The 20795-nt window shown below is 64.0% G+C and carries 25 protein-coding genes and 1 pseudogene; 7 read left to right on the top strand and 19 right to left on the bottom strand.

Features of this window, described 5'->3' with window-relative positions; translation table 11 throughout:
- From ACESNG_RS06610 to ACESNG_RS06590, 5 genes and pseudogenes are all read right to left on the bottom strand, one after another.
- Window positions 1-194, bottom strand: a 194-nt coding sequence (locus tag ACESNG_RS06610; RefSeq protein WP_373068300.1) for a protein kinase domain-containing protein, incomplete at its 3' end; no start/stop codon positions are given.
- Window positions 195-207: 13 nt separating this feature from the next.
- Window positions 208-552: pseudogene (locus tag ACESNG_RS06605) on the bottom strand (protein kinase domain-containing protein); the annotation flags it as partial.
- 44 nt (window positions 553-596) lie between these two features.
- On the bottom strand, window positions 597-1826 hold the full coding sequence (locus tag ACESNG_RS06600) for a tRNA guanosine transglycosylase (protein WP_373068298.1): 1230 nt from the start codon (window positions 1824-1826) through the stop codon (window positions 597-599).
- On the bottom strand, window positions 1823-2476 hold the full coding sequence (locus ACESNG_RS06595) for an HD domain-containing protein (RefSeq protein ID WP_373068296.1): 654 nt from the start codon (window positions 2474-2476) through the stop codon (window positions 1823-1825). Before ACESNG_RS06595 ends, ACESNG_RS06600 begins: the two co-directional genes overlap by 4 nt.
- Window positions 2473-3060: a YqaA family protein gene (locus ACESNG_RS06590; protein WP_373063812.1), complete on the bottom strand. Its 588-nt coding sequence runs from the start codon at window positions 3058-3060 to the stop codon at window positions 2473-2475. The genes ACESNG_RS06595 and ACESNG_RS06590 overlap by 4 nt, the downstream gene beginning before the upstream one ends.
- Before the next feature lie 590 nt (window positions 3061-3650).
- On the opposite strand from ACESNG_RS06590, the gene ACESNG_RS06585 reads away from it, so the two are divergent.
- A complete protein-coding gene (locus ACESNG_RS06585; protein ID WP_373063813.1) occupies window positions 3651-4841 on the top strand; it encodes a phosphodiester glycosidase family protein in 1191 nt (396 codons plus the stop codon).
- A gap of 10 nt (window positions 4842-4851) precedes the next feature.
- Here the strand turns inward: ACESNG_RS06585 and ACESNG_RS06580 are convergent, their stop codons facing one another.
- From ACESNG_RS06580 to ACESNG_RS06540, 9 genes are all read right to left on the bottom strand, one after another.
- Window positions 4852-5145 carry a YciI family protein gene (locus ACESNG_RS06580; RefSeq protein ID WP_373068294.1) on the bottom strand — a complete coding sequence of 98 codons (294 nt, stop codon included), beginning with the start codon at window positions 5143-5145 and terminating at the stop codon, window positions 4852-4854.
- A gap of 61 nt (window positions 5146-5206) precedes the next feature.
- Window positions 5207-5674, bottom strand: coding sequence for a Fe-S cluster assembly sulfur transfer protein SufU (gene sufU, locus ACESNG_RS06575; protein WP_373063817.1), 468 nt, complete (start codon window positions 5672-5674; stop codon window positions 5207-5209).
- Between the two features lie 28 nt (window positions 5675-5702).
- Window positions 5703-6929 (bottom strand): aminotransferase class V-fold PLP-dependent enzyme, encoded by a 1227-nt coding sequence (locus ACESNG_RS06570; protein ID WP_373063819.1) that lies wholly within the window; start codon window positions 6927-6929, stop codon window positions 5703-5705.
- A gap of 15 nt (window positions 6930-6944) precedes the next feature.
- Window positions 6945-7286 (bottom strand): Rieske (2Fe-2S) protein, encoded by a 342-nt coding sequence (locus ACESNG_RS06565; RefSeq protein WP_373063821.1) that lies wholly within the window; start codon window positions 7284-7286, stop codon window positions 6945-6947.
- Window positions 7283-7744 (bottom strand): Fe-S cluster assembly sulfur transfer protein SufU, encoded by a 462-nt coding sequence (gene sufU, locus ACESNG_RS06560; protein ID WP_373063823.1) that lies wholly within the window; start codon window positions 7742-7744, stop codon window positions 7283-7285. Before sufU (ACESNG_RS06560) ends, ACESNG_RS06565 begins: the two co-directional genes overlap by 4 nt.
- Before the next feature lie 124 nt (window positions 7745-7868).
- Window positions 7869-9188: a Fe-S cluster assembly protein SufD gene (gene sufD / locus ACESNG_RS06555; protein ID WP_373063825.1), complete on the bottom strand. Its 1320-nt coding sequence runs from the start codon at window positions 9186-9188 to the stop codon at window positions 7869-7871.
- On the bottom strand, window positions 9185-9931 hold the full coding sequence (gene sufC / locus ACESNG_RS06550; protein ID WP_373063827.1) for a Fe-S cluster assembly ATPase SufC: 747 nt from the start codon (window positions 9929-9931) through the stop codon (window positions 9185-9187). The genes sufD and sufC overlap by 4 nt, the downstream gene beginning before the upstream one ends.
- A 128-nt stretch (window positions 9932-10059) precedes the next feature.
- Window positions 10060-11493 (bottom strand): Fe-S cluster assembly protein SufB, encoded by a 1434-nt coding sequence (gene sufB, locus ACESNG_RS06545; protein WP_373063829.1) that lies wholly within the window; start codon window positions 11491-11493, stop codon window positions 10060-10062.
- Window positions 11490-12176, bottom strand: coding sequence for a helix-turn-helix transcriptional regulator (locus tag ACESNG_RS06540; RefSeq protein ID WP_373063831.1), 687 nt, complete (start codon window positions 12174-12176; stop codon window positions 11490-11492). The genes sufB and ACESNG_RS06540 overlap by 4 nt, the downstream gene beginning before the upstream one ends.
- A 258-nt stretch (window positions 12177-12434) precedes the next feature.
- On the opposite strand from ACESNG_RS06540, the gene ACESNG_RS06535 reads away from it, so the two are divergent.
- From ACESNG_RS06535 to ACESNG_RS06520, 4 genes are all read left to right on the top strand, one after another.
- Complete coding sequence (locus ACESNG_RS06535; RefSeq protein WP_373068292.1) at window positions 12435-12848, top strand: hypothetical protein; 414 nt, start codon at window positions 12435-12437, stop codon at window positions 12846-12848.
- Window positions 12845-13489 (top strand): M23 family metallopeptidase, encoded by a 645-nt coding sequence (locus ACESNG_RS06530; protein WP_373063833.1) that lies wholly within the window; start codon window positions 12845-12847, stop codon window positions 13487-13489. Before ACESNG_RS06535 ends, ACESNG_RS06530 begins: the two co-directional genes overlap by 4 nt.
- The gene (locus ACESNG_RS06525) at window positions 13473-13823 is read left to right on the top strand and encodes a YhbY family RNA-binding protein (RefSeq protein ID WP_373063835.1); all 351 of its coding nucleotides are present in this window, start codon (window positions 13473-13475) and stop codon (window positions 13821-13823) included. The genes ACESNG_RS06530 and ACESNG_RS06525 overlap by 17 nt, the downstream gene beginning before the upstream one ends.
- Before the next feature lie 98 nt (window positions 13824-13921).
- Window positions 13922-14185, top strand: coding sequence for an indolepyruvate ferredoxin oxidoreductase subunit alpha (locus ACESNG_RS06520; protein ID WP_373063837.1), 264 nt, complete (start codon window positions 13922-13924; stop codon window positions 14183-14185).
- Between the two features lie 76 nt (window positions 14186-14261).
- Here the strand turns inward: ACESNG_RS06520 and ACESNG_RS06515 are convergent, their stop codons facing one another.
- Genes ACESNG_RS06515 through ACESNG_RS06505 form a run of 3 tightly spaced genes read right to left on the bottom strand, consistent with a single transcriptional unit; the run spans window position 14262 to window position 17033 of the window.
- Window positions 14262-14867 carry an isoprenylcysteine carboxylmethyltransferase family protein gene (locus tag ACESNG_RS06515; protein ID WP_373063839.1) on the bottom strand — a complete coding sequence of 202 codons (606 nt, stop codon included), beginning with the start codon at window positions 14865-14867 and terminating at the stop codon, window positions 14262-14264.
- A 46-nt stretch (window positions 14868-14913) separates the two neighbouring features.
- A complete protein-coding gene (locus ACESNG_RS06510) occupies window positions 14914-15720 on the bottom strand; it encodes an alpha/beta fold hydrolase (RefSeq protein ID WP_373063841.1) in 807 nt (268 codons plus the stop codon).
- Window positions 15717-17033, bottom strand: a complete 1317-nt coding sequence (locus ACESNG_RS06505; RefSeq protein WP_373063843.1) for an AI-2E family transporter — start codon at window positions 17031-17033, stop codon at window positions 15717-15719. Before ACESNG_RS06505 ends, ACESNG_RS06510 begins: the two co-directional genes overlap by 4 nt.
- Before the next feature lie 112 nt (window positions 17034-17145).
- Between ACESNG_RS06505 and ACESNG_RS06500 the strand changes: the two genes are divergently transcribed.
- Together ACESNG_RS06500 and ACESNG_RS06495 are read left to right on the top strand one after the other, a co-directional pair.
- Window positions 17146-18315 carry a ribonuclease D gene (locus tag ACESNG_RS06500; RefSeq protein ID WP_373063845.1) on the top strand — a complete coding sequence of 390 codons (1170 nt, stop codon included), beginning with the start codon at window positions 17146-17148 and terminating at the stop codon, window positions 18313-18315.
- A gap of 294 nt (window positions 18316-18609) precedes the next feature.
- Window positions 18610-19173, top strand: coding sequence for a signal peptidase II (locus ACESNG_RS06495; protein ID WP_373063847.1), 564 nt, complete (start codon window positions 18610-18612; stop codon window positions 19171-19173).
- 408 nt (window positions 19174-19581) lie between these two features.
- Here ACESNG_RS06495 and ACESNG_RS06490 read toward each other — a convergent pair whose 3' ends face one another.
- Together ACESNG_RS06490 and ACESNG_RS06485 are read right to left on the bottom strand one after the other, a co-directional pair.
- Window positions 19582-19968 carry a metal-sulfur cluster assembly factor gene (locus ACESNG_RS06490; RefSeq protein ID WP_373063849.1) on the bottom strand — a complete coding sequence of 129 codons (387 nt, stop codon included), beginning with the start codon at window positions 19966-19968 and terminating at the stop codon, window positions 19582-19584.
- A 48-nt stretch (window positions 19969-20016) separates the two neighbouring features.
- The coding region (locus tag ACESNG_RS06485; protein ID WP_373068290.1) for a serine hydrolase at window positions 20017-20795 on the bottom strand (779 nt) is incomplete at its 5' end.

Genomic DNA, 20795 nt, shown 5'->3' with positions numbered 1-20795 from the left:
GCCGGCGTGCCCACCACGAAACCGATGCCCGTGAGCGCGGCCGAGCTACCGTCGGCGGAGGTGGCCAAAGCCACGGCCTTGGCGATACCGAAGTCGGTGACGACGGCGTGGCGACCACTCAACAACACGTTGTCGGGCTTGATTTCGCGGTGCACTACGCCGGCCTTGTGGGCATACGACAGCGCATCGAGCATCACGCCAGACCGTGATCACTTCGCGCACGGACATGCTCCCCCGGCTCATCCGGCCGCGGAGTGTATCGCCCTCGACGTATGGCATCGAATACCACAGCGAGCCCGCGTCTTCACCGGTGGCGAGCACCGGCACGATGTGCGGATGTTGCAACCGCGCCACGAACTGCACTTCACGACGGAACCGATCGATGTTCACCGTGGCCGCCATATCCGGCGGCAACACCTTCAGCACCACGCGTCGACCAAGCGCGATCTCCTCGGCCACGAACACGCGACTCATGCCACCGCCACCGAGCTCCCGCTTGACACGATAACGGTCGCTAAACTGGGCCCGGAGTTCGGCTAGCAGATCGCTCATGGCGATAAAATAACGCCAGAACGAGCGTTGCAGGCGGTTGGTCGCTACGCGCCTTTTGCGCGGTAGCGATCCAGCCAGGCCGCTGACCACGACTCGAACCGCTCGTCCTTGATCGCCGAACGGATCTGCTCCATGAGGCGCAGCAGAAAGGTCAGATTGTGCAGCGCCAGCAGTCGCTGCCCCAGCGGCTCCTCGTTGTCGTGGAGATGCCGTAAATACGCCCGATCGTAGTCCGTGCAGGCGGGGCAGGTGCACGTGTCGGTGAGTGGCCTGCGATCGGTGCGGTGGCTGCTCTTGCGAATCGAGACCTTGCCGTCTTCGGTGAACACGGTGCCGTGCCGGCCCATTTTGGTCGGCGCCACGCAGTCGAACAGGTCCATGCCGCGACGCACCGCCTCGATCAGATCGTCGGGAAACCCGACGCCCATGAGGTAGCGCGGCTTATCGCGCGGCAGCAGCGGTGCACAACTGTCGAAGGTGGCGTACATGAGCGGCTTGGCCTCGCCCACCGACAACCCACCCATGGCAATCCCCGCCCAGTCTCCCGTTTGTAGAATGCCGTTGATCGACGCCGTACGCAGATCGTCGCTGGTGCCGCCTTGGATGATCGGAAACAACGCCTGTGGTGGTGCCAATCGTTCGAGTTCGACATCGCCACCATACATCGGGGGCGCGCCCTCGGGCACCGCAAACGACGTGGCCGGCTCCCGTCCTTCACGCTCGAGGCGGTCGAATTCGATACGACAACGCTCGAGCCAACGCAGGCTACGCTCCATCGCCGAACGTGATGCCGCATGTTCAGCGCCGCCTTCGATCAGTTCGTCGAGCTGCATGATCACATCGGCACCGAGATTGCGCTCGATCTGCATCACGCGTTCAGGTGTGTAGTTGTGTCGTGACCCGTCCGAGATGCTCTTGAACGTCACGCCCTCTTCGCGCACCTGCCGGAACTTCGACAGCGAGAACACCTGATAGCCACCGGAGTCGGTGAGCATGGGGCCGCTGAAGCGCGAGAACGCATGCAGTCCCCCCAATGCCCGCACCATCCGGTCGCCCGGATTCAGATACAGGTGATACGCGTTGGAAAGGATCATCTGCGCTCCCGCCGTGCGCAACTCGCGCATATCGAGGCCACGCACGGCGGCACGCGTGCCCACCGGCATGAACTCCGGCGTCTCGACCACCCCGTGCGGGGTGGTAAACCACCCTAGTCGTGCGCCTTCGCGATCGTGCGACGTGCGAAACGCGAAGCCGGGTGAGCTCGTGTAACTCACGAGGCCTTCGGGGTCGCGGCGTCGTACCGCAAAGCGTCGTGCATCGTTGGGTCATGCGCTGCCTGCGCACGAGCGCGCTGGTGCGTTTCAACATCCAGCACGCCGCGCAACGTCGCGAGTACCGGGTGATCGCGCGTGTACGCTGCGCCGTACTCGATGTTGAACAGAAAGTCGAAACCCGCGGGCATCACGCCTTGGTTGTGCTGCAGAATCGTCTCGAGCTTGTCGAGGCCTTTGGCCAGCTTTGCCTCGGGGCTGGTGACCGCTTCGTATTCATCCCAAAGCCCCACGAGCTCGGCTCGCACGGTATCCGGCAACGGCTGCACCAGTTGCACCAGGTCGGCCCGCTCCTGGTCGGCCTTGTTCGGCAATGATGCCTGAAGAGCGGCCGAGATGTCGCCGCTGATGGCTTCGCCCAGATCGTGTACGAGACAAATGCGTAGCAGCTTCCCCACGTCTATGTCGGGAAAGTGCGGCGCCAGCACCAGCGCCATGAGACACAGCCGCCAGGTGTGCGCGGCTACGGTTTCCTGGCTACCGTGCGACGTCCACGACGTGCGGGTCATGTACTTCAGCGATTCGGCCGAGCGCAGAAAGGCCAGCGTACCCTGCACATCCACGCCACTCGGCGCCGTGGGAAGCTCACTCATAACGACTGGGTTGACGAATCGGTTGACGACGGCTGGGCTGCAGCCACGGGACGGTGCTTGGTGAATCGCGAGACCGCCTCGGCGCCGCCGTGACGCACTAGCCATGCAAACACCATCGTGCGCGTGAACCGTCCCGCGGCCAGCGCCAGCACGAACTGCGGAAATGGGACGCCGGCCGCACCCGAGGCGATGCTCGTGAGCTTGGTGGAGAGCGGCGACATGGTACTGGCAAAAATGGCCCAGCCTCCGTAGGTCGCCAGCGTGGCGCGGTACTCGTTGATCGTGGCCGGCGTCACCGCGAAGTAGCGTGACACCGGCCCTTCAAGCCAACCCAACGCCTCGGCGCCAGCGAAATACAACACGATACTCCCGATCAGCGTGCCGGCGGTGGCCACCAACGCGTAGCGGTAGGCGCGCGTCGGACGCGCGAGGGCTAGCGGGAGGAAGAACAAGTCGGCGAAGCCGGGGAAGACGCAGCCCTGCAGCAGTCCCCAACCGAACACCACGCTGTTCGACCACCCCGCGTCAGCCCATTGCTCGAAGCGCGCGTGCGTGCGCGCCAGCCAGGTCGACTCCCGTGCCATAACGTGAAAGATAGCACGATCCTGTCACACGACGTTGGCTGCCGACGGACGTTTCGGTTAGCGCTGCATTCCGTGCTCGCTGTTGACCAGCAACAGCTCACGAGGCGGTATGGATAGGCCCTACGGTCAATGGGCCGCCGCTCGAGTGTGATGGCCTCACGCGTTTTGTTCTTGAAATCAAGAAACAGCGCGCGCATCGTCGAGCTTCTGCCGCCGGTCGCTTAAGCGGAGCAGATCCGTGTTGTTTCCGTGCAATCCGCGGCCTCCGTGTTCCGGCTGTTTTCGATCTGGCCGGTAACATTACCGATGGCCGATCGGCGAGACCGCAACCGCTGGAACACGGAGGCCGCGGATTACACGGAAAAGCACGGATAAGCCGATCGGCGTGAGAGCCGTTTCCAGAGCGCGCCGGCCAGATCGTATTATGCTTTTGAATCAAGAAACAGCGCGCGCATCGTCGAGCCTCCGCCGCCGGTCGCTAAAGCGGAGCAGATCCGTGTCGTTTCCGTGCAATCCGCGGCCTCCGTTTTCTGGCGGTTGCCGATGTGTCCGATCACACCGTCGCCTCCCGACTGACAGATATTTCACCAATGCGAATTCGATCTCTCCTCTGGCCGATGCTCGTCACGCTGCCATTGCTGTCGGGCTGTCGCACCCTCGCTTTAGGTCGTGCGCCGCGCTTTCCGTTCAAGGTGTCATCCACCGTGGCCGACACCATCGAGACCGAAGTGCTTTCCAGCGCGGTGCGGTTGCATCGACTGGTGAACGTGAAAGCGCCGTGGCGCGCCTGGGTGCTCGACGTGAACATATCGGCCTGCGCCAGTGTGCAGGCGGTGAAGGGTGAGGGCACCGCCATAGGTCGTAACACGACCAGCGTGCTGCTGTCACGACTGCCGGCGTCGTCGCACCCCCTCGCGGCCGTCAATGCCGATTTCTTTCTGTTTGCGCCGCCGGGCGTGCTCACCAACGCGCACATCGAGCGCGGTACTGTGATCGCCGGCCCCGGCCCCAACGTGCTGTTGGGGTACGACGCGCAACGCGGCCTGTTCATCGACTCCGTGCGCGTGAGCGGTACAGTTACCTCCGCCCACGGCATCGTCGAACTGCAGAGCTGGAATCGCCCCGCGCCCAACCGCGCTGGACTCGTCGACACCCGCTGGGGTGTGCCGCTCGACACACTGGTGCGCACCCGCGCCCTGCGGCTCGATCCCATCGTGCCTGTGCGACAGGACACAAGCATCGGCCGGTACGTCGTACGCGCGGCACGACCCGGCGACACGTTGGTGTTCGGCGACACGCTGCTGTTCGTCGTTCCGCCCGCCATACGCGTGCGGGCCGTGATCGGCGATACGGTTTCGGTGCAGCGGCGCATCACACCGTTCTGGCCGCGCGAGACCGTGGGAGGACGCGGCGTGTTGCTTGTCGACAGCGTGGTGAGCGGCGACGTAAACCGTGAAGGCAACGCCGGCTTTCAGGGGCGCAATCCGCGCACCGCAGCGGGTATTTCCCGCGTGGGCAACCATCAGCGCCTGCTGTTGGCCGTGATCGACGGACGCCAGCCCGGCTACAGCGTGGGCATGACCCTTCGGCAGACGGCTGAGTTGTTGCAAGCACTCGGTGCGACCCGAGCGGTCAATCTCGATGGCGGCGGCTCGTCGGCAATGGTCGTGCGTGACAAAGCCACCGGCGCGCTGCGCGTGCGGAACACACCATCCGATCCCAGTGGCGAACGTCCGGTGGGGAATGCACTGGCCGTGCTGGGGAGTTGCCGCGGGCGGTAGATCGACACGACTACAACCGGTCGAGGTCTTCCTTCCCGATCACCGGATTCCACGGTAGCAATTCGTACTGCGCCAACGCGCGCCGCGTAAACGGATCGCCGTCGCGGATGCGATCGAGCGCCGCCATGCCATCGCCGTCGGGCAGACGCAGCAGCAGTCCGCCGCCGACACGCGGATCGAACGGACCCGACGCCAGTAGCGTGCCCTGTGCCTTGAGCTCCTTCAAGTAGGCCCGATGCTCCTCGACATACGGAGCAATCTCTTCGAAAGGGCGACGGTAGCGAATGATGGCGAGTGCATACATGGCATGGAATGGAACGCGGTGCGTGTACCGCGTCAACTGCGTCAGCACGGCAATCGCCGTTCTACCGTTTTCCCGTGAGCGCCTCGCGCAACGCTTGCCACGGCAACATCGCGCAGCCGTGACGCCCCGGGAACGGCGCCACCCCACGTAATGGGGTGAGAAGCTCGGGCAAGGCCTCGACAGCCGACTGCGCACCCGCGCTGCGACCGGCCGGGTGTAGCATCCGGTCCACTGCGTCGGCCAGCGCTACCGCCTCGCCGATCGCGAGCCCCTGCACGGCGTCGGTCATCATCGACGCCGACGCGGTGGAGATCGAGCAGCCGCGTCCGGTGAAGGCCACATCCTGCACCACGTCCCCCACGAGCGACACCATGACGGTGATCTCGTCACCGCACACGGGATTCTTGCGCGCCCCGCTGGCACTGGGTGCTTCGATCACCCGCCGGTTGTGCGGCGCGCGATGGTGGGACAGCAACGCGTCCTGGTACATCGCCGCGATGCTGGCGGACACGGGAGCGACCGTAGTCACCGACGTCAATCCGTCACTCGAGTCTCGCTCAACCGACGGTCGCGAACAGCTGCTGCGCCGCCGCCAGTGCGCCGACCAGCGCGTCTACATCGCTGCCGTCGCTGTACACGTAAAAGCTGGCACGCGCCGTGGCGCTCACGCCGAGCCGCCGCATGAGGGGCTGCGCGCAGTGATGGCCGGCCCGGATACACACGCCATGCTGATCCAGAATCGTGGCGAGGTCGTGCGGATGCACATCGGCCAGCGAGAAACTGAGCACGCCGCTCCGCTGCGCCGGCGGCGGACCGTACACCGTGACACCCGGCAGGGCCCGTACGCTGGCCTCAGCCGCCTCCAGAAGCGCGACCTCATGCGCGCGCACCTTGTCCATGCCCAGCTCCTGCAGATACCGCACAGCGGCCGCCAGCGCCACTGCATCCGCTGCGTTGGGGGTGCCGGCCTCGAACTTGTGTGGTAGCACATTCCAGGTGCTGTCGGTGTCACGCACCCACTCGATCATGTCGCCGCCGAACTGATAGGGCGGCATCGCTTCCAGCAACGCGCGCCGGCCGACCAGCACGCCGATCCCCATCGGCCCGAGCAGCTTGTGACCGCTGAAGGCGTAAAAGTCGATGTCGAGCGCATCGAAGTTGACCGCAAGGTGCGGCACCGCCTGGGCACCATCCACCACGATCACGGCCGCCGAACGCGAGCGCACAATGCGCACCACCTCCTGCAGCGGCGTGATCGAGCCCACCGCGTTCGACACGTGCGTAATGGCGACAATTTTGGTGCGCGCGCTGACCACGTCGCGCAGCATGTCGAGATCGATGGTCTGCGTGGGCGTGAGCTCCACGATGCGCAGCGTGGCCCCGGTGCGCAGCGCAAGCTGCTGCCAGGTCACGAAGTTCGCATGATGTTCGAGCGCCGACACCACGATCTCATCGCCGGGCCCCACGTGCGCGCCGCCCCAGCTCGACGACACCAGGTTCATCGACTCGGTGGTGCCGCGCGTGAAGATCAGACAGTCGGCGTCGGCCACGCCGACGAACCGCGCGATGGTCGCGCGCGCATCGTGGTACGCATCGGTGGCCAACGCCGACAGCGCGTAGGCGCCGCGATGCGGATTGGCGTTCGCCGTCTCGTAGAAATGGCGCAGCGCATCGAGCATCGCCTTCGGCTTCTGCGACGTGGCGGCCGAGTCGAGGTAGTGCAGCCCCGGGTTGGCGGCGAGCAAGGGGAAATCAGCGCGGGGCGCCAGGGACCGGAGCGACATAGAACCTCTCGATGACTAGCTCTTAACTCTCAAATGCAAACCTACGAAGACCTCACCATCGGTGACCTGCACGGCATACGTACCCAGATCGTCGGTGGATGGACCGGAGAGCACCGCGCCGGTTCGCACATCGAAGCGCGCACCATGCCAAGGACACTCGAGCACACATGGTTCCACCAGATCACCGCCGGAAATCGCGAAATCACGGTGCGGACAGCGATCGTCCACCGCGTGCACCGTGTCTTCGTGGCGCACCAGGCACACCCGCCGACCGTCACTCATCACCACGCCCAGCGGCAGTCCGACGTCGATGTCACGCAGCGCCGCCGCACGGACGAACCCTGCGGGCACACTCACGCGTCGATACTGACCGAGGGGACCGGATCGGTCGGCCCGTCGTCGAGCGCCGCCTTGAGCGTATGCCACGCCAACGACGCACACTTCACGCGCACCGGAAAGCGCGACACGCCCGAGAACACCACCAGCGGCCCGAGATCTTTCCCGCCGCTGGCGTCCTGCCCAAGCACCAGCGCGTGGAATCGCTGAAAGAGCGCCTCCGCCTCCGTGCGCGTCTTGCCCTTCACCGCCGCCGTCATGAGCGATGCCGATGCCTTGGAAATCGCACAACCGTGACCGGTGAACTTCACATCGGTGATGACGTCGTCGACGACGTGCAGCGCGACATGGACTTCGTCACCGCACAGCGGATTCTTGCCATCCGCCGCCCGATTCGAGCCCTCGAGCACGCCGAAATTCCGCGGCTTCCGGTTGTGGTCGAGGATGACGGACTGGTAAAGCTCTTGAAGGTCGGACATGATGCCTATGGTGAAGCCGGTGAGTCTCGGGTGATGAGTTCAAGTTTCGGGTTGTAAGTACGCACGACTCCGAACCTGAACTCACCACTCACAGCTCACAAAAGTTCAACTCCTTACGTCGCAGTCAGTGATGTGTCTCACCCGTGAACCGCACCATCGTCAGCTGCTGCAGCGATTCCTTCACGGCGTCGTTCTCGATGGTCTCGAGCACGTCGGCGGCAAAGGCATACATGAGCAACTGGCGCGCCAGCAACTGGCCAACGCCGCGGCTCTTCAGGTAGAACAGCGCCGTCTCGTCGATGCGCCCCACGGTCGCGCCGTGGGTGCACTTCACGTCGTCGGCGAAGATCTCGAGCTGTGGCTTGGTGTCGATCCGCGCGTCCTTCGACAACAGCAGCGTATTGTTGGTCTGCTTGCCATCGGTCTTCTGCGCTTCGGGGTGCACGTACACCTTGCCGTTGAACACGCCGTGCGAAGCGTCGTCAAGCAGGCCTTTGTACGCCTCGCGGCTGAAGCAGTTCGGCGCGACATGCTCGACGCGCGTCTGATGATCGCCATGCTGCGTGTCGCCCAGCATGTACAGGCCGTTCAGTGTGGTGCCGCAGCCTTCGCCCGCCAGTACGGTGAACACGTTGCTGCGCGAGAGCGCCGCACCAGTCTGGAAGGTGAACGCCATGAAGTGACTGTCGCGACCCTGACGCGCTTCCACCGTACCCACATGAAACGCCGTGGGCGACTCCCGCTGAATGCGCAGCAGCTGCAGCGTGGCGCCGTTGTCCACGTAGACCTCGACCACGGTGTTCGTGAAGTACGACACGTCGGCCAGTGACACATAACTCTCGATCACCGCCGCCTTCGCATGCCGCTCGGCAATCAGCACGTGACGCGGATGGCTCATCACACCAGCGCCGTTGGCGTCGGTCACGTGCAGGATGTGCACCGGCACGTCGATCACCATCTCCTTGGCCACGTGAATCAGCGCGCCTTCGCCGGCGAACGCGGCGTTGAGCGCCGTGAACCCATCGCGGTCGGCCGGTGCCGACACGCCCAGATGGCGAGCCAGCAGCTCCGGCTCCTGCACGGCCGCCGTGGCGAGGTCCATCACGCGCACACCGTCGGGCAGCGCGCCGATCGACGACAACGCCGGCGCATAGCGGCCGTTGAGAAACACCACCAGCGGCCACGTGCCGCCGAAGGTGTACGGCTCCAGCGCCGCCACGTCGAGCGTGCCCACGGCGCGCTCCAGCGCGGCCACGAACGGCGTCGTGGCGATCGTCGACACGCTCGTGTAACGCCAGTCTTCATCGCGCGTAGTCGGGAAGCCCAGGCTCGCAAACGCCTCGGCGCCGGCGGCGCGCAACGTAGTGAGTGGGGCCGGGGCGCTGTCGGCCGCCGAGGCGGCGAACGCGCTGGCCTGCTTCTGGAAGGTCACGGTCGTGCTCACGCCGCCTCCAACACCCAGTCGTATCCGCGGGCTTCGAGCTCCAGCGCGAGCGACTTGTCGCCTGACTTCACAATGCGGCCGCCGGCCAGCACGTGCACGTAATCGGGAACGATGTAGTTGAGCAGGCGCTGATAGTGCGTGACCACGATCGTGGCGTTGTCCGCACGCTTGAGTGCGTTCACGCCGTTCGCCACGATGCGCAAGGCATCGATGTCGAGGCCCGAGTCGGTTTCGTCGAGAATGGCGAGCATCGGCTGTAGCACGGCCATCTGCAGGATCTCGTTGCGCTTCTTCTCACCACCCGAGAAGCCGACGTTCACCGAGCGGCTCATCATGCTGGCATCCATGTCCACCAGCTTGAGCTTCTCTTCGACCACGTCGAGGAACTCCATGGGATCGACTTCCTCGAGTCCCTTCGACTTGCGGATCTGGTTGTAGGCGGCACGCAGGAAATACGCGTTGGTCACGCCCGGAATCTCGATGGGATACTGGAAGGCTAGGAACACCCCGCTCTGCGCGCGCACTTCCGGCGCCATCTCCAGCAGGTCGACGCCGTTGTACGTCACCGATCCGCCGGTCACTTCATACGCCGGGTGGCCGGCCAGAACCTGCGCCAGCGTGCTCTTGCCCGAACCGTTGGGGCCCATGACCGCATGCACTTCGCCGGCGTTCACAGTAAGCGTGATACCCTTCAAAATGGGCTTGCCGTCGATGGCAGCGTGAAGATCGTTGATCTGGAGCATATGAGAACTGAGTAGGGGTACGGAGTGGGGAGTCGAAGTACGGAAAACGAAGTAGGGAGCATGAATTAGGAAGTGCGGAGTGCGGAGTACCCCCTATTCCCTACTCCCCACCCCTCACTTCGCAGTCACTATCCAACGCTTCCTTCAAGCGTGATCCCCAGGAGTTGCTGCGCTTCGAGCGCGAATTCCATCGGCAGCTCCTTGAAGACTTCCTTGCAGAAACCGCTCACGATCATCGAGACCGCCTGCTCAGCGTCGAGCCCACGCGCCTTGAGGTAGAAGATCTGGTCTTCGCCGATCTTGCTCGTACTCGCTTCGTGCTCGAGGATCGCGCTGTTGTTGCCGACTTCGACGTACGGGAATGTGTGCGCGCCGCAGGCATTGCCTACCAGCATCGAGTCGCACTGCGTGTAGTTGCGTGCGCCCTCGGCCTTCGGGAGAATCTGCACCTTGCCGCGGTAGCTGTTCTGTCCCTTCATCGCCGAAATGCCCTTCGACACGATGGTGGACTTCGTGTTGCGGCCGATGTGGATCATCTTCGTGCCCGTGTCGGCCTGCTGCATCTTGCTCGCCACCGCCACCGAGTAGAACTCGCCCACGCTGTTGTCGCCCTGCAGGATCACGCTCGGGTACTTCCAGGTGATCGCGGAACCGGTTTCCACCTGTGTCCATGACACCTTCGCATTCGCCATCGCCTTCGCACGCTTGGTGACGAAATTGTAGATACCACCCAGCCCGTTCTCGTCGCCGGAGTACCAGTTCTGCACGGTGCTGTACTTCACCGTCGCGCCATCGAGTGCGATGATCTCCACGATGGCCGCGTGCAGCTGATTCGTGTCGCGCTTGGGCGCAGTGCAGCCTTCCAGGTAGCTCACGTACGAGCCTTCATCGGCGATGATCAGCGTGCGCTCGAACTGACCCGTATCCGCTGCATTGATGCGGAAGTACGTGCTCAGATCCATCGGACAACGCACACCCTTCGGGATGTAGCAGAACGAACCGTCGGAGAACACCGCGCTGTTCAGCGCCGCGAAGAAGTTGTCGCTGTAGGGCACCACCGAGCCGAGGTACTTCTGGACCAGCTCCGGATGCTCGCGCACCGCTTCGCTGAACGACATGAAGAGGATACCATGCCTGCTCAATTCTTCCTTGTACGTCGTGCCGACCGATACCGAGTCGATGACGGCATCGACGGCGACGCCATTCATGCGCTTCTGCTCGCTCAGCGAAATGCCGAGTTTGCTGTACATCTCGAGCAGCTGCGGATCGACCTCGTCGAGCGAAGCCAGCGGATTCACCGACTTCGGCGCCGAGTAGTAGCTCGCAGCCTGATAGTCGATGGGAGGATACTGCACGTTACCCCAATGCGGCTCAGTCATCGTGAGCCAGCGGCGGAACGCTTTGAGGCGCCAGTCGAGCAGCCACTGCGGCTCACCCTTCTTCGCCGAAATGAAGCGCACCGTTTCCTCGGACAGACCGGGCGGGAGCGTATCCGCCTCGAAATCCGTCGTGAAGCCGTACTGGTACTCGCGATTGACGAGCGACTCGATAGTCGAACTCATGCCTGCTCCTGTTTCTCAGCCAAAGGGTGGCTCAACACGCCGTATTCACATCGGCCACAGCCGTCCTTCCGATGCGCGCCGCGCACCAGCGGAACACCAAGCAGCCGCTCCACGAACTTTGCTTCCGCCTCACACGCTTCCGGGAACTGCTCCGCGATCTCACGCACCGCGCAGTTGTGAATGCGCAGCGTGGTCACCGCAGGCTCCCCATCAGCGCGGTCGACCTGCACCGCTTCCGCCATATAACCCTTGGCCGTCAACAACTCGGCCACCAACGTCACGCGCTCTTCGAGCGGCAGCGCCGCCAGCACCGGTTCGGCCTCGTCGGCCAATCGGTTCCATTCCGACTCCAGTACGCCGGCCACGGCCGCCGTGCCATGCTCGGCTCGCAGCGTATCGAGGGCGATAGCGAGTACCGACACGTAACTACGGGGAAAGAGGGCCTCACCGGCTGGTGTGAGCGAGTACGCAAACACCGGCGCTCCGACGCCGTGCACCGCGCGCTCGTAACGCACCAAACCATCCTCTTCGAGGGCCTTGAGATAGCGACGAAGCCCGTTGGCCGTGAAGCCGAACTGTTCGCCGAGCTCGTGCGCTGTGAGCGGCTGCGCTTTCTTCAGCGCCACCAGTAACTCGGCTCGCACTCCTCGAAACCCTCCTAATGCCCCGATCACATCCTGCATGAGGGATAGTATAACTCGGGTTTGCCCATTACGTCAACGAATCTGTTGACGAATTGATGAATCACGAGCATTTGAGGCGAGCTCAACTGCAGTTCCCCAGCGCCCGCGCCTCGGGGCGCGTTGTACGCGGGTCTTCTCGAAATCAGGAAAGTTTGTCGACAGCGTCGCGCCGACGCCTGTGACAGAGTACCATATGGGGGTTGTGCGATTGCACGCAGCCCATTCCCAACGTGGTTTTTACCGGAGGCATCGAACGTCGTGCGTCTGACCGTCATCGTTGCCATCGTGGTACTGGTCATCGGACTCATCGCGCTGATTCGCGCTCAGCGTATCAATCGCGCGTCGATCGAGCGCGACGGGCTGTCGCGTTTTCGTGACGCGTTTCGCGGGCGGTATCCCGAGCTGCTGCTGGCGCAGGTGTATGCGTACCTCGCTGAGCGCCACGGCGCGGTGGGACCGCACTACCTCGTGAATCCCAATGACAATCTCGAGAGCGAGTACGCGCTGATCGATCTCGATCTCGAGGATGCCGTGTTGGTGATTGCCGATCGTGCCGGTGCGCGGCTGCCGCGCGCCAACGAGCTCGACGAGTTGAAGGCGAAGGTGCACTCGGTGGACGATCTCCTGCGCTACCTCGAGCCGTTTTTTCGCCCGGAAGTGGTCAGGGGGTGAGTGCGTGGCGCTCGCTGGCGCGACCGGCGACGGCTGCCGCGTTGCTGTCCGTGTTGGCCGCCTGTTCGACTTCCCGCGCGATTCGGTCCGTGGCGGAGCCCGTGCCACGATCGGCAGCCGCGGGGCCGATTGGCCCGACACCGGCGCACTTGGGTCCGCTCGATGCGCGGGTCGGTGCTGACGACCTCGACGCCCTCTGGGAGCGGCAGCTGATGGTCCCGGTGGAGGGGATCCCGCGCGGCTCGCTCCGCGACAACTACACGGCGAAGCGCGGGTCCGGTATTCACGGGGCCCTCGATATCCTGGCCCCCCGATACGCCGCCGTCGTGGCCTCGGCTGACTTGATCATCGGCCGCCTGTTCTCCGGACCCGTGGGCGGCATTGTGATCTACGCGTGCGATCCGGACCAGCGATTCGTGTACTACTACGCCCACCTCCAGCGCTACCGAAAAGGGCTGGCGGTAGGCGACCGAGTCGCCAAGGGGTCGGTGATCGGCTACGTTGGAACCACGGGCAATGCACCACCGGATTCGCCGCATCTCCATTTTCAGGTGATGAAGCGGGCCGTGGGGCGTGCGTGGTGGGACGGTCCTGCCATCAACCCGTTTTCGTTCTTTGCGCTCGATGCCCTGCGTCCATGACGCCGGCTCGCTGGCGCCCGAGGGAGTCATGAGCATGAAGGGCAAGGACCGCGCGGCGTTGCGCGCGGAAGCGCACCACCTGAGCGTGCAGGTACATATCGGTCACGCCGGACTCACCCCGGCGTTGCTCGCCACGCTCAACGACGTGCTGCGCACGCATGAATTGGTGAAGCTGCAGGTGGCCAAGGCGGGCGACCTGACGGCCAAGGAGGCCGCCCGTGATGCCGCCGAGCGCGCGCGCGCCGAGGTAATTCAGGTGATCGGCCGCACGTTCACGCTCTACCGCGAAAATCCAGAGCTCAAACGCGGTGAAACGCCGCCCTGGCGCGGATAAGTTCCCGCCGCCTTTCCGCTTGTCGCGCGTGCACCGTCGAGTATCTTCCCCTCTCAATCGCTACCATTCCTGGTTGCGTCGGACCCGAGACTTCGCTCATGCCCTACGTCATTACTGAAGCCTGCATTTCCGTCAAGGACAAGTCGTGTGTGGACGTCTGCCCCGTAGATTGCATCTACGAGGGAGACGATCAGCTCTATATCCATCCCGACGAGTGCATCGACTGCGGCGCGTGTGAGCCGGAGTGCCCCGTTACCGCGATCTTCCCCGAAGAAGACGTGCCCGTGCAGCTCAAGAGCTTCATCGGCAAGAACAAGGAAGTCTTCGTTGCACCAAATCCGCCGGGGCGCCCCACGCGCTGAAGCGAATTCGTACGCGATGCAAAGCGGGCCGCGACATGAAGTCGCGGCCCGCTTCTGTCGTGTGGTCTCGAGCGAACTATAACGCCCAGCCGCGGTTCTTGAGCCAGAACAATCCGCACAGGACCACGTACTGGAGCACCGTCGAGCGCTCGCTCCAGATCGCCTCAGCCCAATCGTGCTGCCCTTCCGTGCTCCCACCAGGCGGACGACCGAACCAACGCGGCGTTCGCGCCTTGTAGTCCAGATACTCCTGGCCAAAAATCGATTCGAGCACGCCTTCTTCGTAGCGCACGATCAAGGTGTACTCGATCGCGAAGATCACGATCGCGACGGGAATGAACCAGTTCACGCCCGACACCACCGTGAAGCCGATCCACGCCAGAAAATTGCCGACGTACAGCGGGTTTCGGCACCACGCGAACGCGCCGTAGGTCACGAGGCGCTGCACGTCGCGCGAGCGACGACGCGTCACCGTCCCGGCGGCGGCGACGCCCGCGATCCGCACCAACTCACCAAGCAGCACCAGGAGCAGTCCGGCAATCCAGGTCTGCGGCGACTGCACGCCCGGCACCAGCAGCGGCACGGCCAGAAACGGCACCGGAAGCCAGCCCCGGTTCTTGAACAGCACCTGCCCGATGCGGGCGGCAGGAGAACGTTCGGCTTCGGAAACAGTAGCAGTCATCGACGGCGGAATAGAGCGAATATGAAAGGCGCCGTCGTCGAGTCGGTCAGACCGAATCGGCGAGCGTCGCGAGGAAATCGGAGAGTGCATGCGTCGTCGCCGCAGGACGCTCCACGCACGGCAGGTGACCCGCCCCCGCAATGATCTCCATGCGAACGCGCGCCGCAGCAGGAAGGGCTTCGGCGATCGCGCGCGCCTCCTTGATCGGCGTCAGCACGTCGTCTTCCCCCACCACCACGAGTGTGGGAACGGTAATCGTCCCGAGCGTTTCCCGTGAGTCTGGACGATCCCGGAGCGCCTGCAGCGCCCCCGTGATCCCGGCCGCCGACTGCCGCGCCATCATCACCCGGATCGTGTTCACCACGTCGGGACGCCGGGCCCGCGACTCCTTCCCCAGCATCCCCTGAAGCTGTGCGTCGGCGATCGCCCGCGAGCCGTCACGCTTCACCAGCGCGATCGCCTCGTCCCGCCGCGCGCGGGTTTCTTCGTCGTCGGGCCCCGCCTTGGTATCGGAGAAAATGAAGGCGCGGATGCGCTCGGGGTGCCGCCGCCACATTGCCATCGCGACGTACCCGCCCATAGACAGGCCGCACACCACGGCCGCCTCGATCCGCAGCCAGTCTAGCAACGCGACCACGTCGTCGGCGTACTGGTCCATCGAAAACGGACCGTGCGTGCTCGAATGCCCAAAGCCGCGTAGGTCCGGCACGACGCAGCGTACGTGAGGCGACAGCGACATGCGCTGCGCCGTCCACAGGGTGCGATCGTGCGGAAAACCGTGCAGGAAGACGACGGGAAGTCCCTCGCCGTTATCATCGAAGCCAACCTGATACCCGGGAAGTTGAGCGATCATTTCAACCCCCGTGCCGGACCGCTGTCCGCCACGTCCATCACCGTGTCCGGATCGACGTCCGCACGCGCCATGTCGTCCAGCTTGCTCTGCCGCTTCATCGCCTTCTCGCGGGCATTTTCGCGTTCAGCCATCATACGTAGCGGCACCAGAACCGTGGCCGTGAGCGGGACCGCCACCATCAGTCCCACGAAACCGAACACCAGCGTCATCAGCGCTTGCGCCACGAGCGTGATCGCCGGCGGCAGATCCATCTCGCCGCGCATGAGATACGGAATCAGCAGGTTGTTCTCGAGGAACTGAATCCCCCAGTAGGCGATCAATACGGCGAGCGCTTTTTCGGGCGAGTCCACGAACGCCATCAGCACCGCCGGCACCGCGCTCAGCACCGGGCCCACCGTGGGGATGAACTCGAACAGCCCCGCAATGAAGGCCAACGCAAATGGCGCCTTCACCCCCAGTACCAGCAACACGATCATGCTGACTACACCGATCACCACCATCGCGATCATTTGTGTGACGAGCCATTTGCGCAGTACCTTCGCGATTTCTGCCAGCACAAGACGGACTTGCGCCCGCGATGTGGCCGGCACCACCGACAGGAGCCAGCCGCGATACACCTCGGGCTCGGCGCCGATGTACATCGCGAGAAACACCAGCAGGACGAACGCAGCCACGGCGGCCAGCGTGTTCGACACGAACGAGAACAGGTAACGCGACGCGCCGCCCAGTTGCTCGGTGATGCGCTTCTTGATCGCCTCGCTCGGCGACGCCGCGATCGAGTCGGCCACCTGGCGCATGGCCTGCGCAACCGTTGGCTTTCGCGCGCTGGTCGATGGACCTGCCACCGTTACCGGGACCGCGACGGCCAGACTGCCGGCACTGGCCGGCGGCGTCGCCGCCGACTTGATCAGCGTGCCCATCAGCCCGGTCCGCTTGGAGTCGATCCACGTCTGCACCTTGTGGATCGCTTCCGGAAAGTCGGCTTGGAGCTGTTTGCCCTGCTCGATGAGCGTGGGCGCGGTCCAGGCGAGCACGCCCCCGATCGTGCCCAAGGTCCCAAGCACGAGGAGCGCCGAGGCGATACCGCGCCGGATCTTAAAGCGCTCCAGGTAGTCCACCCCCCGACCGACCGCGAGGCCAAAGAGCGTCGCGAGAAACACGAGAAAGACAAGCGAGCTCACGGACCAGAGCAGCTGCAGCCCAAACCATACGGCAAGGGCAACGATGGACGTCCGGGCGAGATCGGCCGTACGCCAGCCCCGCCGCTCGGGGGCGAGGGGCTCGGGAAGCAGATTCTGATCGACAGTGGTCATATCGACGAAACTACTGCGAAGAACACGCCGACGCCGTGCGGTAGGTTCCAGTCGCATTCATTCGGCAAATTTCCCCCTCTGTGAAGAGGACCGATGTACCTTTCCGACTGCCATGTCAGCATCCGCTCCGCTTTATCTCGATACGGTCGACGCCGTCGATCAGTTCCTCGCGAATCTCCCGCCGGTTCGTGCCCTCGCGCTCGACACAGAGGGCGCGAGTTTTCACCGCTTCGTCGACCGCATCTATCTGCTGCAGCTGTCGACCGATCGTCATGAAGCCGTGATTGATCCGCTGCCGATCGGCAAGCCGGCGCGATTGGGCGCGCTGATCGAAGATCCGCAGGTCGAAATCGTGTTGCACGATGCCGATTATGATCTGCGGTTGCTGCATCAGGATTATGGATGGCAGGTGAAGAATCTCTTCGATACGCGCGTAGCGGCGCAGTTGCTGGGAATTCGGGCGTTCGGTCTCGCGGCGTTGCTGGAACAATATTTCGGTCTGAAGCTCGACAAGAAGCATCAGCGTGCCGACTGGAGTATGCGTCCGCTTACGGCAGACATGCTCGACTATGCAGCGCAAGACACACGCCACCTGCTCGGGCTTCGCGACCAGCTGCATCAGCAACTGGTGGCGAAGGGGCGCTGGCACTGGGCTCAGGAAGAATTCGTGCGCGCGGAAACCACGCGGTGGGATCCCGATCAGGCCGAGAACAGCTTTCTGCGTATGAAGGGCGCGCGCGATCTCACCCGTCGAGAACTCGCGCGTCTTCGTGAACTGGTGAAGTGGCGTGATTCCATCGCAGCGGAACTCGATCGCGCCACGTTCCGCGTAGCCGGCAATGAAACGCTGCTCGATCTCACCCGTCTCGCACCGATATCGCGGGACACGCTTTTCGCCGTCAAGGGCTTCCCGCGCGGCATGAACGACGCCCGTGCACAGGAGGCGCTACAGGCCATCGCGCGCGGCAACGAGGTCGCTGAAGCCGATCTGCCGCGCTTCGCGAAAGCGGCGCGCTGGGATCGTGAGGCGGATTTCGATGACCGCGTCGCACGTCTCAAGGCGGTCCGAGACGTCGTCGCCACCGATCTCGATCTCGATCCCGGCGTGCTCTGCTCGCGCGATCGTATGGAAGCCGTGGCGCGCCGTCGTCCACGTCACGTCGATGACCTGCAGGAGCTCCCCGAACTCCGCAAGTGGCAAGCCGAGGTCCTTGGCCCGGGCTTCGTGAAGGCGTTAGCCCCGTTCGCCACGGTATCGGACTCGCCGTACAAGGCCGACTAGCGCTCGGCCCGCCGGGCCGCAGTGTTGCGCGGCCGCTACTATCGTATCGGAGACGCACGAGGTGTGCTCCTCGCCCAACAACTTTACCGCAATGGGCTGACCGATCTCGGTTGCTCCCGACAGCATTCCATTCGGTGCAACTCACAGTTTTACAATGGCTTAATGCGCTTAGCGAGCGCTGCCGTGGTCGCCAACTACATTTCGATGTAGTCATGTCGGCGCGGCACGTAGAGTGCCTTAGGAAGTAGACAAGACCCAAGCCGGTTTCGTCCGATCCTTCCGCCTACCAATTGTATGCGACTCGATACCATCCGCGCTTCACGCATCCATGGACTGTTCAACACGGTCCGCGGCCGCTTTGTCGGCATTACGGCCGCCGTTGCCGCCGTCGATCTGTTGGCCAAGGACGTCGCCGTCCGGTCCCTGGGCTCCACCGGCGTCGTGCCGATCAGCGAGCGGTTTTCACTGTTTGTCGTGTTCAACACCGGGAGTGCGGGCGGCGTCCATGTCGGACCGTACACCTGGCAGCTCAACGTGCTGGTCACGTTACTGGCGGTTGGAATGATCGCGTCGGTAGTGCAGGCCATGGCCGCAGTGGATCGGCGGGCCACGCGGGCGCTGGCGCTCGTCGCCGGTGGCGCGGTGGGCAATCTGCTCAGCATGCTCTTCGGACCCGACGGCGTGGCCGACTTCCTTGCCATTCGCTTGAGCGGCGACACCACGATCGTGGCGAATGTGGCCGATTTCGCGCTCTGGACTGGTGCGGTGATGCTGGCGCCTGTGGCAGTGCTGCTGATCCGTCTGGTGCGCGCCGAGCGCGCTGAACGCGCAGCGCTGACGGCAGTCAAGCTGTCCTGAGCGTATTAAGGTGATCTAAAGGCAACACTGTCCGGATATGGTGACGATCGCTGTGACCCGTACTTCCAAGGCCGGAGTCGCGCGACGCCGCGTCCGCCCGCCGCGCAGCACATGCAATTGTTGTCGTTGCGATGTATCCGCCACAATTCGTGCCAATCCACGGTGAAGTTGTTCGTCAGCGATCGCCGAGAACGGAATTACTGCGGATCAACGCGAACAACCACATGTCGTAGTGGCGTCGTATTCGCGAACACTCCCGCCGATCGGCGGTGAAGCACACGAGGGCCCCGCTCACGTGATCGCCGCCTCGACCAAGACCTTGCCGGCCGGTGTCGGACGACGCGGTGGATGGTGGATCTGCCGCGCGCGAATGGCGGCGGCGATCAGCATAACTGGACAGTATTAAAGCTAGAAACCCATGTAGGCGCGGACGCGCGGCTCGATGCGCTCGGGCGTCCAAGGTGGTGACCACACCAGGTTCATCGTGACGTCGCCGATGCCGGGGATCAAGCGCAGCTGCTGTTCGGCCTCGCCCATGATTTCCGGACCCGAAGGACATCCTGGAGACGTGAGACTTATGTCGATTTGCACGTTCGCTCCGTTTACGTGCACTTCGTAGACCAACCCGAGATCGACAATGTTGATATTGAGATCCGGGTCCTTGACGCGCCGCAGCACCAAGCGCGCCTGATCGGCGGAAATTGCGCCACCGGTGGAGGGGTCCTGCGGGGCTGCACCGGATATCTCCGTGCTGGCTGGCTCCGCGTCAGGCGTCGGGTCTTGGATCTGATCCATGTAAGAACAATAACCGATAACTCCAGTCCCTGTTCCGCCAATGCGGCTTTATCGCGTCTTGTTGGTGTTCTTCCTGGCCGTCGCCTTCTTGACCACGGACTTCTTGACCGGCGCTTTCTTCTTGATGGCGCCGGCGGAGGACTTGGAGGCGGACGACTTGCTGCTGGACGATTTGGCCGACGAGCTCGCTGTGGTACGCTTGGCGGAAGACCGCTTGGCCGAGGCTCTCTTTGCGGAAGCTCGCTTCACCGAAGCTCGCGTAGCGGCCGCAGCCCGTCGGCGCGAGGCGGCGCTGCTGGCTCGCCTCGAGCGAAGTGGGCGGTTCCAGTCCTGCGCTAAGTCAGCGCGGAAGCTGACCGGCATCGCCATGACCCCATTGGGGTCGTCCATCACCGCCAGTACCGCAGCGTCAGCGAGGTCGTTCCGCACATCGGCGATGACCTTGCTTGGACGGCGGGCGCGGGCGGCGTGCACCCGGTTGGTGAGCAGAATGACGAACATCTGCCGGTCGGGATCGATCCAGAGCGACGTACCGGTAAAACCGGTGTGGCCGAACGCGCGCTCCGACATGTACTGACCGCAGCCCGCCCCGCCGTCGCAGGTATCCCAGCCCAACGCACGATGGCCGGCGGCCCTCTTCGTGAAAAGCGCCACCGCCGAATCGGAGACCACCCGCACGCCGTTGTACACGCCTCCGTCGAGCAGCATCTGGGCGAACACCGACAGGTCTTCGGCGGTGCTGAATAGCCCCGCATGTCCGGCCACGCCACCGAGGGCATAGGCGTTCTCGTCATGCACCTCGCCACGCAACGGATAGCCGCGCGGTG

The sequence above is a fragment of the Gemmatimonas sp. genome, from assembly GCF_041689975.1.
Lineage (GTDB): Bacteria > Gemmatimonadota > Gemmatimonadetes > Gemmatimonadales > Gemmatimonadaceae > Gemmatimonas.
The sequence above is the reverse complement of the archived record's forward strand: the minus strand, read 5'-3'. Positions and strand labels throughout refer to the sequence as shown.

Coding starts and splice junctions, on each gene's coding strand:
- ACESNG_RS06510 (WP_373063841.1), bottom strand. CDS start 15,720: ATGATCGCTCAACTTCCCGGGTATCAGGTTGGCTTCGATGATAACGGC.
- ACESNG_RS06595 (WP_373068296.1), bottom strand. CDS start 2,476: ATGAGTGAGCTTCCCACGGCGCCGAGTGGCGTGGATGTGCAGGGTACG.
- ACESNG_RS06525 (WP_373063835.1), top strand. CDS start 13,473: ATGCCCTGCGTCCATGACGCCGGCTCGCTGGCGCCCGAGGGAGTCATG.
- ACESNG_RS06490 (WP_373063849.1), bottom strand. CDS start 19,968: ATGGATCAGATCCAAGACCCGACGCCTGACGCGGAGCCAGCCAGCACG.
- sufB (WP_373063829.1), bottom strand. CDS start 11,493: ATGAGTTCGACTATCGAGTCGCTCGTCAATCGCGAGTACCAGTACGGC.
- ACESNG_RS06500 (WP_373063845.1), top strand. CDS start 17,146: ATGTCAGCATCCGCTCCGCTTTATCTCGATACGGTCGACGCCGTCGAT.
- ACESNG_RS06580 (WP_373068294.1), bottom strand. CDS start 5,145: ATGTATGCACTCGCCATCATTCGCTACCGTCGCCCTTTCGAAGAGATT.
- ACESNG_RS06515 (WP_373063839.1), bottom strand. CDS start 14,867: ATGACTGCTACTGTTTCCGAAGCCGAACGTTCTCCTGCCGCCCGCATC.
- sufC (WP_373063827.1), bottom strand. CDS start 9,931: ATGCTCCAGATCAACGATCTTCACGCTGCCATCGACGGCAAGCCCATT.
- ACESNG_RS06520 (WP_373063837.1), top strand. CDS start 13,922: ATGCCCTACGTCATTACTGAAGCCTGCATTTCCGTCAAGGACAAGTCG.
- ACESNG_RS06590 (WP_373063812.1), bottom strand. CDS start 3,060: ATGGCACGGGAGTCGACCTGGCTGGCGCGCACGCACGCGCGCTTCGAG.
- ACESNG_RS06570 (WP_373063819.1), bottom strand. CDS start 6,929: ATGTCGCTCCGGTCCCTGGCGCCCCGCGCTGATTTCCCCTTGCTCGCC.
- ACESNG_RS06495 (WP_373063847.1), top strand. CDS start 18,610: ATGCGACTCGATACCATCCGCGCTTCACGCATCCATGGACTGTTCAAC.
- ACESNG_RS06585 (WP_373063813.1), top strand. CDS start 3,651: ATGCGAATTCGATCTCTCCTCTGGCCGATGCTCGTCACGCTGCCATTG.
- ACESNG_RS06540 (WP_373063831.1), bottom strand. CDS start 12,176: ATGCAGGATGTGATCGGGGCATTAGGAGGGTTTCGAGGAGTGCGAGCC.
- sufU (WP_373063823.1), bottom strand. CDS start 7,744: ATGTCCGACCTTCAAGAGCTTTACCAGTCCGTCATCCTCGACCACAAC.
- ACESNG_RS06505 (WP_373063843.1), bottom strand. CDS start 17,033: ATGACCACTGTCGATCAGAATCTGCTTCCCGAGCCCCTCGCCCCCGAG.